At 60.8% G+C, this 15,771-nt stretch carries 11 protein-coding genes; all 11 read right to left on the bottom strand.

Annotated elements, in window-relative coordinates; all coding sequences use genetic code 11:
• Positions 1 to 17: 17 nt before the first annotated feature.
• Complete coding sequence (locus M8Q45_RS19580; protein WP_249876047.1) at positions 18 to 683, bottom strand: alginate O-acetyltransferase AlgF; 666 nt, start codon at positions 681 to 683, stop codon at positions 18 to 20.
• Positions 684 to 697: 14 nt separating this feature from the next.
• The gene (locus tag M8Q45_RS19575; protein ID WP_249876046.1) at positions 698 to 1,873 is read right to left on the bottom strand and encodes an alginate O-acetyltransferase; all 1,176 of its coding nucleotides are present in this window, start codon (positions 1,871 to 1,873) and stop codon (positions 698 to 700) included.
• 11 nt (positions 1,874 to 1,884) lie between these two features.
• Positions 1,885 to 3,450 (bottom strand): MBOAT family O-acyltransferase, encoded by a 1,566-nt coding sequence (locus M8Q45_RS19570; protein ID WP_249876045.1) that lies wholly within the window; start codon positions 3,448 to 3,450, stop codon positions 1,885 to 1,887.
• 222 nt (positions 3,451 to 3,672) lie between these two features.
• Positions 3,673 to 4,809: a mannuronate-specific alginate lyase gene (locus tag M8Q45_RS19565; protein ID WP_283939060.1), complete on the bottom strand. Its 1,137-nt coding sequence runs from the start codon at positions 4,807 to 4,809 to the stop codon at positions 3,673 to 3,675.
• A gap of 11 nt (positions 4,810 to 4,820) precedes the next feature.
• The gene (locus tag M8Q45_RS19560) at positions 4,821 to 6,272 is read right to left on the bottom strand and encodes an alginate O-acetyltransferase (RefSeq protein ID WP_249876044.1); all 1,452 of its coding nucleotides are present in this window, start codon (positions 6,270 to 6,272) and stop codon (positions 4,821 to 4,823) included.
• Between the two features lie 12 nt (positions 6,273 to 6,284).
• The gene (gene algG / locus M8Q45_RS19555) at positions 6,285 to 7,877 is read right to left on the bottom strand and encodes a mannuronan 5-epimerase AlgG (RefSeq protein ID WP_249876043.1); all 1,593 of its coding nucleotides are present in this window, start codon (positions 7,875 to 7,877) and stop codon (positions 6,285 to 6,287) included.
• 26 nt (positions 7,878 to 7,903) lie between these two features.
• Positions 7,904 to 9,388 carry an alginate export family protein gene (locus M8Q45_RS19550; RefSeq protein ID WP_249877360.1) on the bottom strand — a complete coding sequence of 495 codons (1,485 nt, stop codon included), beginning with the start codon at positions 9,386 to 9,388 and terminating at the stop codon, positions 7,904 to 7,906.
• A gap of 5 nt (positions 9,389 to 9,393) precedes the next feature.
• Entirely contained in the window at positions 9,394 to 10,899 is a 1,506-nt protein-coding gene (gene algK / locus M8Q45_RS19545) for an alginate biosynthesis TPR repeat lipoprotein AlgK (RefSeq protein WP_502940362.1), read from the bottom strand.
• Between the two features lie 15 nt (positions 10,900 to 10,914).
• Positions 10,915 to 12,084, bottom strand: coding sequence for an alginate biosynthesis protein Alg44 (locus tag M8Q45_RS19540; RefSeq protein WP_181286503.1), 1,170 nt, complete (start codon positions 12,082 to 12,084; stop codon positions 10,915 to 10,917).
• Positions 12,085 to 12,119: 35 nt separating this feature from the next.
• Complete coding sequence (gene alg8 / locus M8Q45_RS19535; protein WP_283939059.1) at positions 12,120 to 13,601, bottom strand: mannuronan synthase; 1,482 nt, start codon at positions 13,599 to 13,601, stop codon at positions 12,120 to 12,122.
• Between the two features lie 109 nt (positions 13,602 to 13,710).
• Entirely contained in the window at positions 13,711 to 15,027 is a 1,317-nt protein-coding gene (locus tag M8Q45_RS19530) for a nucleotide sugar dehydrogenase (RefSeq protein WP_030139647.1), read from the bottom strand.
• Between the last annotated feature and the right edge of the window lie 744 nt (positions 15,028 to 15,771).

The following is a 15,771-nucleotide window of genomic DNA, read 5'->3' as shown; positions in this document are numbered from 1 at the left end:
GCCTTCAGGAAAACTTATCAGCGGGTCGACACAGGGCGTTTCACCCACACTGGCGACAGGTTGCTACCCGAACCCGTCACGTACAGCACGGCCGCTTCGCCGCGCTCCAGGGCCACGGGCTTGAGGTCGCCGACTTTCTTGTCGCCTTCGAACAGGGCCAGGGACACTTTCACCGGATTGATTTCACGCTCGCCACGACCCTTGGCCGCTACGTTCGGAACCACTTCGGTCTTGCCGTCGGCCGTCTTGAGGGTCAGCGCCTTGTCGGTGAGGTTCTGTACGCGTACCAGGGATTTCTGCTTGTTCTTGAACGGTGGTTCTTCGATCAGTTGTGGCTGGCCGCTGGCGTTGTTGACCAGGGTGTAATAGTGATCGGAGGCCAGTTTAACCGGTACGGTCTGGCTGCCCACCTTGGCGCTGTAGTCGCCGCCAGGCATGAAGCTGAAGTCGCTGCTGGCCAACGGGGCCACGTCGCTGATGTTGGTGCTGCCGACGGTGGCGCTGACTTCGGCGTTGCTGGCGTTGTAGATCCGCACGAAGCTGGAACCTTTTGGCGCGACCGGGCCGTACAGGGCCGAGTCACCGGCGAAGGCGGACAAGGAAAGGGCGCTCATGCTGGCGACCAGGGCAACGGCCTTGAAGGAGCGAGCAGCGAGACGGCGAGGAGTAGTGTTGAAAGTCATGGTGGACCTCTCTTTCAGTTTTGCGCCCGATCGGGCGTCTCGGATTGTGTGTTAGCAGCTACGTTCTGTTGGCGGGCGCCGGCCTGCTTGAGTTCGGCGACCCACTGCGGATCGGCGTCGCCGATCTCGTTGTTCACGGGCAGATAACGTTCTGGAAACTCCCAGATCAGCACCTGTGGCGGGCTGTTCTTGAAGGCGTCGCTCTTGAGGTAGCTAAGCATCGGCAGAATCGGGCCGTGGCCGTCTTCGGCATAGTTGACGACATCGCTGTGCAGGGCTTGCTTGAGTGCGCCGACGAAGTTCCAGTTGGGGTTGGCGCTGTAGCTGGTACCGATCAGGGCCACGGGCACCTGGGCATCGGCGAACAGCGCGTCATCGCCAGCCGGCTGGTCATCGGCTTCGCGGGTGTTGCGCTTGACCAATGGTTCCTGGGCCGGCATCAGGTTTTCGAACAGGGGATCGAGCGGCAGGAACTGACGCAGGTCGCCCTTGTGGATGATTTTCTCCGCAGGCTCGGTGACGAAACGCTGTGGTTCGCCATTCAGTGGTGTGCGTTCGGCAATGGCCTTGGCCAGATGTTCCGCGGCAATTTGTGCGCCTTCAGGCGTCCAGTGGGTGTCGGTGCGCAGGAACACTTGCTGGCCGCTCTGCTTGGCCTGTTGCAGCGGGCCGAGCAGGTCAGGGGCAAGGATCTTGTCCGTGGCCACGCGGGCATGGAAATCCTGGTAGAGGTTGGCGTGGATGCTCGACGGCTTCACTTCACCCAGGTGCTCGGGGTACAGGCGCGCCTTGGCCGGCACGATCGCCATGACCAGGGTGATGCCTTGTTCCTTGAGCTTCTGGCGCACGCCTTCGATCAGCGCGTAGTTGCCTTGCAGGTTCTGGTCTTCGTTGACGATCGGGTTGAACTCTTCGTCGCTGTACAGCCACTGGTCGCGGCCCAGGACCACGCCTTTGCGGCCTTCGTTGAACAGCTTGTAGTCCAGCGCCGCCCAGATGTTGGTGCCCAGGCGCTTGATCGGGAATTCGTCGTCGTAGTGCGTTTCCACGGCTTTGGCCCAGCGACCGTTGAGCACGGTCGCATCGGGGTTGGTGCTGAAGCCTAGGAAGCTGCGCATCGACCAAATACCCAGTGCTGTCAAAATCAGCATGAACAGCACGACGTAGAAGATGCGTAATGAGCGGGTCATGTCCGGATCCCTCAGAACTGGAAGTAAAGGAACGGCGAGAAGCTTTGCGCCGACAGTTTGAGAATCGAGGCGATGAACAACAGCAATACCAGGGCGCGCATCACGTAGCGCGACCAGTCCACGGTCCAGTAGGCCGGTTGCACCTGGGCCTCGACGCCGACGGTGTAGCCAGGTTCGTGGATGGTCGACGGGTTGTCGCCCGGTACGGCCTTGATCATCCCCGGTTGCGCGGTGGCCGGGCCGTTGGCTTCGGTGTTCACCTCAGGCTTGGTCTTGACTGGCGGACGGTTGGTGTAGAAGTCGCGCAGGCCGAAGAAGGCGAGGGTGACGTAGGCCACCACCAGCGTGGCGATCTGCAGGCCGGTGAGGTTGGCGCGGGTCAGTTCCGACAGCGACCAGTCGCCGAAGCTGAACATGGCGCCGTACATGCGACCGGCCACGTGCAGGTTCTCGGCGCGGAAGATCACCCAGCCCATCACCACCAGCAGGAAGGTCAGTGCCCAGCGGATCGGGTTGATGCTGCGCGGCGTGGTGTTGATGCCCACCGCTTTTTCGATGGCCAGCCAGATACCGTGCCAGGCGCCCCAGATGATGTAGGTGAAGTTCGCGCCGTGCCACAGACCACCGAGCAGCATGGTCAGGAACAGGTTGCGATAGGTCATCAGCGTGCCTTTGCGGTTACCGCCCAAGGTGATGTAGAGGTAGTCGCGCAGCCAGGTCGACAGGCTGATGTGCCAGCGGCGCCAGAACTCGGTGATCGACTGGCTGATGTAGGGCTGCTTGAAGTTTTCCATGAAGCGGAAACCCATCATCAGGCCCAGGCCGATGGCCATGTCGCTGTAGCCGGAGAAGTCGAAGTACAGCTGCGCGGTGTACGCCAGGGCGCCGAGCCAGGCATCGCCGGTGGTCGGGTTCTGCAGGGCGAAGCAATGGTCGGCCACCACCGCCAGGGTGTCGGCGATGAAGACTTTCTTGATGAAGCCCTGCATGAACCGCGTGCAGCCTTCGGAGAACTTGTCCAGGGTGTGGGTGCGGTTGTTGAACTGGTCGGCCAGGTCGCGGAAACGCAGCACGGGACCGGCGATCAGGTGCGGGAAGATCGCCACGAACGCCGCGAAGTCGATCAGGTTGCGGGTGGCCGGGGTATCACCGCGATACACGTCGATGATGTAGCTGATGGACTCGAAGATGTAGAACGAGATACCGATCGGCAACAGCACGTGGGTCAGGATGAACGGCTCGAGACCGAAGCTGGTCATGATCGCGTTGAGGCTGTCCACGCCGAAGTTGGCGTACTTGAAGTAGCCCAGGATGCACAAGTCCACGGCCACGCCGAGCAACAGCCAGCGCTGGGCCGGTTTGGTGCGCACGCCGGCGGCACCGACCTTCAGGCCGATCCAGTAGTTCCACAGGGTGACTGCGGCGAACAGGGCGAGGAAATCCACTCGCCACCAGGCATAGAACACATAGCTGGCGATGAGCAGCAGCAGGTTGCGATAGCGTTGCCCGCTCAGGTAGTACAAGCCGAGAAAGATCGGCAAGAACAGGAACAGGAACACATTGGATGAAAATACCATCCCGATCTCTCCTTGTTGAATCAACAGTCAAGGGCCAGAGCCCCCCCAAACCCCCCCATGGAAACCGGGGGGGTTATTACATTTGAAACAGACCACTTTCCCTTGTGGGAGCGAGCTTGCTCGCGATAGCAGTGGATCAGCTTGCATCGCAGTCGCATGTGCCGCCGTCATCGCGAGCAAGCTCGCTCCCACAGGGTTCCCTTTCAGGCAGGGAGAACGGTGTCAGCTTCCTTTTTCGCCTTTCTCCCGCGAAGGGTCATACACCCGGGTCAAGTCGCCGCCGAGGCGGAAGGTCTTGAACGGTTGCATTTCGTGCTTGCGTTCCAGCACGTCTTCGGAGCAGGTGTAGAGGCTGCAGAACGGTTCGAGCCAGGCGAATTTCGAATCGATCTTCAGATCCTTCATGTCCTGTTCTTCGCCATTCTTCTCTTCGAAGATGTCCGGGTCTTTCACCCCGGCCAGCACCCGGTCACCCAGTCGTTTCAGGGCACCGTTGTTTTCCTGGCGCAGGTCCACGCCATTGACCTGGGCGAAGCTGGCGATCATTGCCAGCGGCGGCAGGGCATAGTTGTGGTAGGACAGGGCGCGTTGCTTGCGCTTGAGCTCGTTGGGCAGGTACCCCTCGGCATCGACCTGGTTGACGCCGACCTTGTATTCCTTGACGGCCCAGTCGAACAGGTCGCGACGGTTGGTCGCCACGGAGGTCGCCATCACCGACCAGGCGGCCCAGTACGAGTGGTTGTTGGTCTTGTCCAGCGGCAGGTTGTCCCAGTCGCTGACCACCTGGTCGGCCATCTTGCTGAACCAGGCTTCGATCAATTGCGCCTGGTCCTGATGGTTTGCCAGCGGGCGCGACTCGGAGAACTTCAGGCGGACATAGGCCGAAGCCATGCTACCCAAGGCCCATTTGCGCATGGACTTGCCGGTGTGGTTGAAGTCCTTGGACATCAACGCATCGGCCTTGGCCCAGGCGGTCAGCCAGTTCAGCGTGCATTCCAGCTGCTCGGGGCGGCCGTCACGCATGAACTGCATGACTTGCTTGCTGACCCCACGCTCGATCTTGGTGATGTCGGCGGTGCTGTCGCGAAACGCTTTTTCCGACTGCACGTTCAACGTCGAGCGGGCCTTGTCGGAGCCCTCGTACTTGCTGCGAAATTGCAGGGAACCGGTGTAGGGCGTCGGCGTGGCGTCGCAACCTTTGGCCGCTTCGCCGGCCTTGACCTTCTCGATCGGTGCGAAGTAACCCTGTGGCGGGCGCAGCGGGGCCGCGGCCTGCGTGGCCCCGGCGAACATCGCCAGGGTCAGCAGTGACGGCGCCAGGAGCGTTTTCAACGTTCGGGTGCGCATGGTTCTGGTCATGAGACGAGACCTCATTGTCCGATTTGAGCCGTTTGTTGCTCGGCTTGCGGAGATGCGTTGCGTTTGCAGACTTTCGCTTCCACTTGCAGCGGTGCGGCACCGGCTTCAGGCCCTTGTACCTCTAGAGCCAGCAAGTTCTGGGAAGCCCAGTCCTCGTCGGTGCGCAACTGGAAGGCGAAACGCCCGTCGGTTTCGGAGGTGTTCGGTTTTTCGATCTTGATGTCCTCGTGGCGCCCATTCATGTACCAGAGGGTGGCTTGCAAGGTTTTCACCGACGTGTCGGCGAATTGGATGTCGACCTGGTGGCTGCCGTTACGCAGATCCATGTTCTTGCTATTGACCATCAATTCGTTCTTGCCCGGCTTGAGCGCGGTCTTGCTGCTCATGAGGGCCGGCTTGCCTTCGCAACCGTTGTTGTCCAGCAGCGCCATCATCTGGCGGTAGATGGTTTCCTGGTCCAGGCGATACAGCGGCGAGAATTCCCAGATGAGAATCTTCGGTGGATTCTTCTGGAATTCTTCGCTGCCCAGGTACTGGATCATCGCGCCCTCGAAACCGCCGCCCGGGAAGGCCACGTTGAGGATGTCGGCGCCGATGGCTTCTTCCAGGAAACCGGCAAAGTTGTAGTTCTTGCCGCTGTGACTGGTGCCCACGAGGGTGATCTGCGGGTTGCCGGAATCGCCGAACAGGTCGCCGTCGCCTGCCTCGCCCTTGGGCTCGGTGGTGAACTGGTCCATGTACTGGATCGCGTAGCTGGTGCCGCACAGCTGTCCAGCCATGTTGTGCAGGGTGCCGGTCTTGCCCATGCGGCCGGACTTCTTGGTCTCGAATTCACGCTTGGGAATGTCGGCGAAGGCCGGGATCTGCTTGACCTTCTCGGCCACGATCTTCGCCGTGCGCTGGGCACCGTACGGTGTCCAGTGCTGGTCGCCGCGGAAGTAGAAGTCGTGGGCCGGCAGGGTTTCGGGCAGGTTTTCGTTGGTCAGCGGCGACAGGTCCGGCACCACGTAACCCATCTGCGCGAAACGGCCGAGCATGGACTTGTAGTTGGTCAGGGCTTTCTCGTAGTCGAAGGCAGCCTTTTCCTGCGGGTTGAGCTTGTTGCGGTTCACCAGGCCACGGGTCGGCTGGTAGACGATCACCAGCTCGACGCCTTTTTTCTTGAACGCATCGTGCAGTTGCTGCATGCGCTTGTAGCCGGCCGGCGTGGTGTTGAACTCGGTACGCAGGTCTTCCTGGGTACGGAACAGCCAATCGCCCTGGGCTTGTACCAGCGTGGTGAAGTTCTGCTGGTAGCGTGAGACGTAATTCTTCGCGTCGTGGGCCGCCGGGCACAGGTTGCAGCACGGTTCGGCGGTAAAGCTCGGTGCCTTGATTTCATCGGCGCGAGCGCCGCTTGCGGCGGCGAGAATGCCGGCAGTCAGGGCGGACAGGCCCAGAAGTTTGATCATCTGTGGGTTCATAAAGGTCATTCCTCAGTCCCGCATTTCGGTCTGGCGTTCGACAGGGTCGATCAGCACGGCTTTCTGCTGGCGCACCAGCAGGTCGAGAATTTCATCCTGGCGCTCGCCAAGGATTCCCGTGAAGCTGATGCCGCTGGATTTGGTCGGCGCGAGCATGGACACGCGGTACAGCTCGACGCTCAGGGGCGAGTCGATGGACAGCGGGCCGCTGCCATTGGCGGCCAGTTCGCCACCGACCACGATCAGCGACACTTCGGTATCGAACGGGTCGAGCTTGATGTCCCGGTCGGTGTCGGACAGGTCCTTGATGTGGCCGTAGAGACCGGTCAGGCCGTTGGCCATGGACACGTTTTCGTAGAGGCGGATGTTCACGCTGTTACGAATCCGGATGCCGTGGCGGCGGTTGCTGATCACTTTGTTGCCCCACAGCAGGTTGTCACCACTCTCATAAAGCGTGATGCCGTCGGTGTGGTTCTTGTAGATCTCGTTGTAGGCGATCAGGTTGTTCACGCTGTTACGGTCGATCACCAGGCCCGAGAGTTTGTTGTCGTAGCTGCGGTTGTTGAAAATGAAGCTGTCGTTGACCTCACGGGAAATAATGATCCCGTGCTTCTTCTTGGTCCCGTAGACGGTGTTGTCGGCAATGATCAGCCGATGGGAACGGTCGTGGGGGTCGATGCCGTAGACGATGTTGTCCTTGTAGGTATTGCCCTTGACCACGAAGTCGTTGGTTTCGTAGCAGTAGAAGCCGTACCACATGTCCGAGAACTCGGAACCGATGATCCAGCCGGTCGGTTCCTTGCGCTTGAGGACCTTGGCCATGTTCGGCGTGTACTGGGAAATACTCACCCCGTACGACTTACTGTTGGCGTAGCCAAAACTGGCCATCTTGGTATTGACAATGTAGGTCTCGGTGCCGCCCCAGGACAGCAGGAACGGACGGAATTCCTTGGGTGAACGGAACGTCGCAGGGCCGTTTTCCTTTTCGCGCCAGCCGGTGACCTTGGTGTCGCGGATGAACATCCGGCCATCGTTGATCAGGAACGCGCCGCCCTCCTGGGACAGGCGCAATTCCTGGGTTTGCTTGTCGATCTCAAGGATGCCTTTTTCGCCGACCACAATCGGAATCCTGGCCAGGAATACGCCTGGCGAGGTTTCGCTGAGGTACTGCTTGGGCACCTTCTTGACCAGGTCCTTGAGGTTCATGTAGCCATCGTCGATGAAGATGGCCTGTGGGATGCCGTGCTGGCGCACCACCCACTCGGCCATCTTGTTGTCGCCGCCGATGAAGTCCTTCAAGGCGTTTTCCTGCATCATCCGGCGCACGCTGATCTTGCCGGGCTTGCCGCGCACGATCTTGGCCGCGACCGCTTCGGCCGTATAGCCTTTGAGGTCGGGCAGGGTCGGCGCGGCCAGTTCCAGCGGTTCGGTCGGCGCGCTGCTGACGGTGTAGGTCTTGGCTTGTTGCAGTTCCTTGGCCACGTTGCCCGGCTTGACCACCGGTTCAACGTTGGCGAACGCCGGCGAGCCGGCCAGCAGCATCGCCGCGACCAACAGGCTGATCGAACCTTTCATCGCCTGGCTGTTCCTGAGGTAGCGGTTCATTTCGGGCACTCCCATGGCCATTCGCATCAGAAGCGCCAGATCACGTCGACAAAGGCGCGATGCATGTACGAATCGACCTCTTTGCCGTAGGCGTCGCCTGGCTTGAACACGCCGCCACGAAAGCGCACCAGCGCCGACGGCTCGTCAATGGACTGACTCAGCGCGGCCGGCAGCAGGCCTTGCTTGAAGTACTTGGTGACGACCAGGTCGACTTCCTGGCCCAAGTCCTTGTCGCCATCACGCAGCGGCAGGGTCGAGGTGGACAGGATCGCGCCGGTCACGTCGTCGGTGTTGTTTTCCACGGCGTTGATGCCGTTGCTGCCCACCGGCTTGTTGCCGTCCACGCGCCAGAACTTGTGGTACACAAGGCTTGCGTCGTATTCGTCACGCAGTTGCCAGGAGCCGAACAGGCTGGCGCTCTGGGTGTTGGCCATTTCGCCACGGAACGCTTCGCCGAAACGGTGCACGCGCGAACGGGTGCCGGTGAAGTTCGAGCGGTTGCTTTGCAGGCCGTTCTGTTCGTAGTCCTCGCTGGCGCGGGCATAGGCCGCACCGACTTGCCATTGCGGGTCCAGGCGCAGGCGGATACCCAGGTCGGTGGCCCAGCCGTCGACGTCGTCACTGTGCTTGGCTTGCGCCGGACGCGTGCCGTCGGCGTTCAGCGGGTTGACGGTGTCGCGGTCGCCGGTCATGCCGGTGAGGCTTGCCCAATAGTTGACGGTGTTGGTGTTGCGCCAGTTATAGGCGTCGCTGTTGGCCTCCAGGCCCAGCCAGGTCAGGTCACCGTTCTGGGTCTTGTCCAGGGTGTCGGTGGGCTCGCCCGGGGTCGGGTAGTCGAGGCTGCCGCTGTCGTGGCTGTGGTGGGCACGGATACCGGCCCACTGGCCTGGCATCCACTGGTAGCCGACGTCGCCATAGACGTGCAGGCGGTCCTTGTCCTTTGGAGACAATTCCTTGAGGTCGGTGCGGTATTCGCTGAAACGCTCGGCCACGCCGAGGTTGGCCCGCAGCAAGGTGGTGTCGAAGGTCCAGTTCAGGGCTTCGATGTTGGTGTCGCGCCATTGGCCGTCATCGTTGCGCAGGCGCTGGCGGCCGAATTTCAATTGTTCGCCTGGGTAGGCGGTCAGCCCGCTGTAGCCAATCCAGAATTCGCGCATGGCCAGGTAGCTTTTCTTGGCCTCGCGGTCGCCGCTGTCGGTTTCCTGCGTGGCGCCATCGGACTGTTGCAGGGTGTCGGTCTCGATGATGTCGGTGGACGTCACGGCCTGGGCCATGGCGTAGGCGCTCCAGTCACCGCTTTCGCCATAGACCCAAGGGCGCAGGTCCAGGCCGATACCGTTGACGTCGCCACCGCGCTGGGTGCCCAGGTCGCGGTCGTCTTCAGACTGGCCGGTGATCTTCACTTCCAGGCCGAAATTCTTGCTTTCGGTCAACGCCGCCAGGGTCGGGCAGGACCACAGCAGGGCACACGACAGGCCAATACCAGCCTGCACAAAAGGATTGAGCTTCAAAAGCTTCATAGAGGTTCCTCGCCGTCATCTTCTTTTAGGGCTTGCAGTTCAAGCGTATCGGGGCTCATTGCGCCGCGAATGGCCTGCTCTTGTTGTAGCAGGCGTTGCGCTTGTGCAAGTTGTTCCGGCGGTAATTGTGCTTCGAGGGTCTGGGCAAGCTCGGTCGCTTGCGGGGTGTTTTGCGCCTTGGCCAACTGGCTGAACACATAGGCGTTGACCGGGTTGGGCTTGGTGCCCTTGCCCTGGGAAAACAGCTGGGCAATGGCGTAGTCGGCGCTGTTCTGGCCGTTGCGGGCGGCCTTGAGCAGGTGGTCCAGGGCTTTTTGCGAGTACACCTGGCCCAGGTAACCACGGCGATAGATCTGGCCAAGGTAGTAATCGGCGGCCACTTCGCGGCCAACGGCTTTCTGGAAATGCGCCTCGGCGACCTTGGCGTCGGCCGGCACCCACTTGCCTTCGTAGTACAGCTTGCCCAGCAACAGCTCGGCACGAGGCTGGTCGGCGGCGCGGCCGTTTTCCAGGTATTGCATCATCTTGTCGACGTCACCCAGTTCCGGGAAGTCGTAGAGCAGTTGCGCCAGGCTGACCCAGGCGGCGGGGTAGCCGGGGGCAATGCCTTCGAGCAGCGACTGGGCGGTTTTCTCGTCAGTCTTGCCCAGGCTTGGATCGGCCAGGACGCGGGCGACGCTGTCTATGCGCTGGGCGGAAACGACGCCACGGGCATGACCGGCTTGCATTTGCTTGAGCAACTCGGCCTGCTGTTCCGGCTGGCCGCGTTTCTGATAGACCGTTGCCAGTTCGACGTAGCAGATGTCGGTGGTCGCCAGCGCGGCCTTGCAGACCTTCTCCACTTCGTCCAGGTGCTGGTCGTACGTGCCCTGAGTGCGATAGAGCAGGATCTGCGCCAGGCCCGCTTCCGGATAGCCGGCGCTGCGCCATTGGCTGATCTGCTGCTGGGCGTTGACGTTCGGGAAGCTGTGGGGATATTGCAGGTACAGCATCGCCAGCGGAATCAGCGTGTTGCCTTCCCCGTTGGCGAAGGCTTTCTTCAACAGGCCTTCGGCTTCGTGTTTTTCAGCCTCGGTGGAACCAGGCTTGGCCACCAGCAGGCGCCCCAGGCGAGCCTGGGCGCGTGGCGAGATGTCGGCGGCGGCGCGGTAGGTCGCCTCGGCCTTGCGCATCTGCTCGGGGTCACGGCTGTCCACCTGGATATCGGCGAGGCCGACCTGGGCTTCGCTGTAGCCCAGGTCTGCCAGCCGTTGGTAGTTTTGCTGTGCCAACGCCGTGTCGCCGCGCTTGAGGGCTTCGTTGGCCAGGCGCTGGTCGGGCAGGCCGGCGCAACCGGCCAGGCTGACGGCCAATGCCAGGGCACACAACGCATAGCCTGTGTGGGAGCGAGCTTGCTCGCGATGCAGGCCGCTCGGAGTACCAGACAGTCCGCGTCGATCCCATCGCGAGCAAGCTCGCTCCCACAGGGAACGCGGTGCATTGTTGTTTTGTGGAGTGATCACGGGCATATCCTCGACTTAAAGACCGACGGCCATGGCTTTGTCGATCAGCCAGCCCAGGTTCGGGCCACGGTCGCTGACGACTTCCACCGGACGGCCGGCCAGCGCGCTGTCGAGGGCTTCGTCAGGTTGGATCAGCACACGGATATCGGAGGACAGGTCGGCGCTTTTCAGGCTGGTGCTGCTGACAATCTTGCCGGTGCGGGTGGTGTCTTCGCCGGCCACCTGGAAGCTGACCGGAGTACCTGGACGCACGTCGCCGAACTGGCGATAGGAGAAGCGTGCCTCGACGTTGGCCTCGGTGCCGCGTGGGACCAGTTGGAAGATCACGTCACCCTTGCTCGCGTACTGGCCGTTGGAAACCAGTTGCTGGGTGACGATGCAATCGCATGGCGACGTCAGGGTGCCGGTCATCTGCTTGCCGAACAATTCCTCGACCTTGGCTGGCTGCAGTTGGTTGTCGTCCAGGTGACCCTTGAGCACGTCGAGCATGCTGGTGCTGAAGGTCGCCAGCGGGGCGCCCTTGGCGGCTACGCCGTCGGCCTTGACGAGGCTCTGCACGGTGCCGTCGCGCGGCATGGTGATCGCCATGCCCGGTACGTTGACGATGCCAGCCTGGGCATGGCTGACGAAGTACATGCCGTACACCGACTTGAAGATGAAACCGAACGCCGCCAGGCCGACAACGAACACACCCAGGCTGAAGGTCACGGCACGCAGGCGACCGAAGGCAGTCATGCCGCCATTGTCATCTTTCTGCTTGCGGGCCTTGGTGAAGTTGTCGCGCTGCAGGGTCGCCAGCACATCGCCGACGCCGACGATGTCGCCGGCCAGGTGCGAGGTGATGATGTGACGCAGTGTCGAGATGTCCCGCGGCTCCAGGTTCTGGAACTGGCAGCCGGTGCGGCCGGTCTGGCGGTCGTAGGAACGGATCTGCAATTCGACGTCCATGGCCAGGCCGAGGTTGTCGATCACGAACTGCAGGCGAGCCTTGTAGGTCTCGCCAACCTTGAGCGGCAGTTGGCCGGCGTTGAAGCACAGGCCCCCGGCCGACAGGTCCAGGACCTTGACTTCCATGGGCGTACGGTCAGGGCCGAAGAAACGCAACTTGGCCGGGATTTTGACCCGGGCGTGTTGGCGTTGGGCTTCGGATTCATGCACTACGTTGACATTCACGGCGGTGTTCATAGGGGCGATTTCCTAGTTAATTCATTCAAGTCCGGTCAGACCATCGTCAGCAGCACGGCGACAAAGATGCTGCCGGCGGAGAAGGTCATGGTCCGAGACGACCAAGTGTTGAACCAACGTTGAAAGCTGGCGAGATCACGGGTCAGGTGGGTGGGCTGGCGGGTCCAGGACTGTTGATCGAGGCGGAAGAACACGTAGATCTTCACCAGGGCACCGACGATCTGGTTGTAATAGAGAATCGCCGGGTAGGCCGGGCCGATCCGGTGTCCGGAGCACGACAGCAGCAAGGTCAGGATCAACCGCGTGATGCCGATCCACAGCAGGTACACCAGGATGAACGCGGTGCCGTACTTGAAGCTGGCGATGATCGCCACGGTCAGGCCCAGCAGCGATGTCCACATCGATACGCGCTGGTCGAACAGCACCACCGAAGTGAACAGGCCCAGACGCCGCAGACCCAGGCCCAAGGCCCGGGAGTTCTGCCGCAGGTTGTTGCCGTACCAACGGAACATCAACTTGCGACTCGCCTTGATGAAGCTCTTTTCCGGTGGGTGCTCGACCGTATTGATCGCCGCATCCGGCACGTAGAAGGTGTCGTAGCCCAGGCGCATCAGGCTGAACCAGCTCGATTTATCGTCGCCGGTCAGGAACTTGAAGCGGCCCAGGCGCCAGTGTTGCAGCGAGTCGCTTTCCACGTCGGCGATGAAGTCCGGGTTGGTGACGACGGTCGCGCGGAACACCGACATGCGTCCGGTCATGGTCAGCACGCGCTTGGACAACGCCATCGAGCACATGTTGATGTGGCGTTGGGCGAAGCGCAGCTTGTGCCACTCGCTCATGATGTAGCCGCCGCGCACTTCGCAGAACTCGTTGGTGGTCAGGCCGCCGACGTTGCCGAACAGCTGGAACCACGGCACGGTCTTGCGGACCACGCCTTCGGCGAGCACGGTGTCGCCATCGATCACCGCGACCACTGCGCGATCGTCCGGCAGGTGGCGGGAGATGGCGCGGAAGCCGTAGGCCAGGCCGTCACGCTTGCCCGTGCCCGGGATGCGCACGAAGTCCAGCTTGACGTGCGCCGGCGGGTTCATGCGGGCCCAGAGGCTCTTCACCAGCAACTCGTCAGACATTTCCACGATGGAGCAGACCACGGTGGTCGGCAGCCCGCATTCGATGGCTTCGCGGATCACCGAGCCATAGACCTGGGCGGTGGTCAGCGCGTCGATGCGGAAACTGGTGACCATCAGGTACACGTGGGACGGGTCCGCCGCCTTGCCCAGCTTGCGTACCTTGCGGCGCAGGTGTGGGTAGACGATGTACAGGAAGATCATGCCGCGCACGAAATGCGTCGCGCCCATGGAGTAACGCCAGATGCCCACGGCGCCGATCAGGAAGATGAAATCCTTGGATTCGGAGTCGAACGTGGACGTGGGCAACGCCATGGCGATGCCCATCAGTAAACTCAAGTAAAACAGCCAACCGGCGGCCTGAAGCAGGCCGTGCTTTAGCCTGTGCATAATCGGTATCCTAAAGTCAGTTGCAAGCTGCAAGGGGCAAGCTCCAAGCTGCAAGCTCAAGCAAATGGGCTTTGAGCTTGAGGCTTGCAGCTTGAAGCTTGCGGCTGCTTTACCAGCAAATACCTTCGGTCCGGCCACTCGGGGAGGTGGCCTTGGACATGAAACCAACCAGGTCGATGACCTGCTTGCCTTCCGGTACGTTCTCGGTCAGCGCGCGGAACTTCTCGTCGCGGTTGCCGAGAATGATGATGTCGGAGCTGTCGATCACCGCGTCGAAGTCGGAGTTGAGCAAGGACGAGACGTGAGGAATCTTCGACTCGATGTAATCCTTGTTCGCACCGTGGACACGGGCGTATTCGACGTTGCTGTCGTAGATGCGCAGGTCATAACCCTTGCCGATCAGCATTTCCGCCAGTTCTACCAGTGGGCTTTCACGCAGGTCGTCGGTACCGGCCTTGAAGCTCAGGCCCAGCAGGGCGACTTTGCGCTTGTCGTGGCTGGAGACGATGTCGAAAGCGTTCTGTACCTGGGATTCGTTGCTGCGCATCAGCGAGTTGAGCAGCGGCGCTTCCACGTCCAGCGAGCTGGCGCGGTAGGTCAGGGCACGCACGTCTTTAGGCAGGCACGAACCGCCGAAGGCGAAGCCTGGGCGCATGTAGTACTGCGACAGGTTCAGGGCCTTGTCCTGGCAGACCACGTCCATCACTTCACGACCATCGACGCCGACGGCCTTGGCAATGTTGCCGATCTCGTTGGCGAAGGTCACCTTGGTGGCGTGCCACACGTTGCAGGTGTACTTGATCATCTCGGCAACGGCGATGTCCTTGCGGATGATCGGTGCGTCGAGCTCTTCGTACAGCGATTGCAGGACGTCGCCCGAGGCGGTGTCGAACTCGCCGATGACGGTCATTGGCGGCTGGTCGTAGTCCTTGATCGCGGTGCTTTCACGCAGGAACTCAGGGTTGACCGCGACGCCGAAATCGACGCCGGCTTTCTTGCCGGAGCAGTCTTCGAGGATTGGGATGACCACATTGGCCACGGTGCCTGGCAGTACGGTACTGCGCACCACGATGGTGTGGCGGGTGGTCTTGTCGCGCAGGACAAAACCGATCTCGCGGCACACGGCTTCGATGTAGTTCAGTTCCAGGTCGCCATTTTTCTTACTTGGCGTGCCAACGCAAATCATCGACAGGTCAGTATCGCGAATGGCTTCGGCGAAGTTGGTAGTGCCGCGCAGCCGACCCGTTTGAATGCCCTGCGCCAACAGCTCGCCAAGACCCGGTTCAACGATCGGAGACTTACCGGCATTGATCATGTCGATCTTGTCTTTGGCGACATCTACGCCAACTACGTCATGGCCCCGTGCAGACAGGCAACCGGCACATACTGCACCGACGTAACCCAAACCAAATATGCTAATGCGCATCGCATTTACCTCTGTTTTCACGCCATTAAATGGCCGGAGTTAATAGTGTTCAGCGGTCATCGTGCACTCGGAAGTGTGGAATGCAGGCGCCACAGTGCCGTGTGCAGGCATACAAAGTTCCGAGTGTCTAAATAGTTGCACTCAAGTTGTGCGCAAAGCGGCCTAGTTGTTATGACCTGCCCTGTTATGCAGCCAGTCCTCGTTGGCGGGACGCTCGTGCAAAAGATCTTTCACTTCAGACTCCTGGCAAAAAGCCCACAAAATCAGAAGGTTGGGTGCTCGGGTGAGCACGTTAATAGGGGCGCAGCCTTGGCCTTGTAGGGGATAGTAATGGTGCGTTATCTCCCGTCCTTTAAGGGTGGATCCAATAAGACGACCGTTTCGCTAAGTTGTCGTTACAACTCCGTTACTTTGGACGACGTGCCTTGTAAGTTATCTCGTACACGCTCGGCGAGAATCGTTACGGGTGGTATGAGCCGTGCAATTTCACATAGTTCCGATCCGCTCATCGTGATTTTCGAAATTTTTCGAAATATTTGCCTAGATGGCACTGCTCTCATATTGATAGCACCGCCGATTTCGCCCTTTAGTTTCGGGGAGTTAAAGGGGGTAGATAGTTTTGTGCCAGTACTGAATAAAAAAATCGGTGCCACTACGGAAAATTCTGACATTTGTCGAGTGAAAGAAAAGTTAGTGCGGGGGGTGTTTGTTTTGTTGACGCCAAGAAAGTGGCGAAAGGGGCGG

This window comes from Pseudomonas sp. T1.Ur (genome assembly GCF_023516725.1).
GTDB lineage: Bacteria > Pseudomonadota > Gammaproteobacteria > Pseudomonadales > Pseudomonadaceae > Aquipseudomonas > Aquipseudomonas alvandae.
The sequence above is the reverse complement of the archived record's forward strand: the minus strand, read 5'-3'. Positions and strand labels throughout refer to the sequence as shown.

What these genes read in the sequence shown, in the direction of transcription:
- M8Q45_RS19540 (WP_181286503.1), bottom strand. Translation starts at nt 12,084, where the DNA reads ATGAACACCGCCGTGAATGTCAACGTAGTGCATGAATCCGAAGCCCAA.
- M8Q45_RS19530 (WP_030139647.1), bottom strand. Translation starts at nt 15,027, where the DNA reads ATGCGCATTAGCATATTTGGTTTGGGTTACGTCGGTGCAGTATGTGCC.
- M8Q45_RS19575 (WP_249876046.1), bottom strand. Translation starts at nt 1,873, where the DNA reads ATGACCCGCTCATTACGCATCTTCTACGTCGTGCTGTTCATGCTGATT.
- alg8 (WP_283939059.1), bottom strand. Translation starts at nt 13,601, where the DNA reads ATGCACAGGCTAAAGCACGGCCTGCTTCAGGCCGCCGGTTGGCTGTTT.
- algG (WP_249876043.1), bottom strand. Translation starts at nt 7,877, where the DNA reads ATGAACCGCTACCTCAGGAACAGCCAGGCGATGAAAGGTTCGATCAGC.
- M8Q45_RS19570 (WP_249876045.1), bottom strand. Translation starts at nt 3,450, where the DNA reads ATGGTATTTTCATCCAATGTGTTCCTGTTCCTGTTCTTGCCGATCTTT.
- M8Q45_RS19565 (WP_283939060.1), bottom strand. Translation starts at nt 4,809, where the DNA reads ATGACCAGAACCATGCGCACCCGAACGTTGAAAACGCTCCTGGCGCCG.
- M8Q45_RS19560 (WP_249876044.1), bottom strand. Translation starts at nt 6,272, where the DNA reads ATGAACCCACAGATGATCAAACTTCTGGGCCTGTCCGCCCTGACTGCC.
- M8Q45_RS19580 (WP_249876047.1), bottom strand. Translation starts at nt 683, where the DNA reads ATGACTTTCAACACTACTCCTCGCCGTCTCGCTGCTCGCTCCTTCAAG.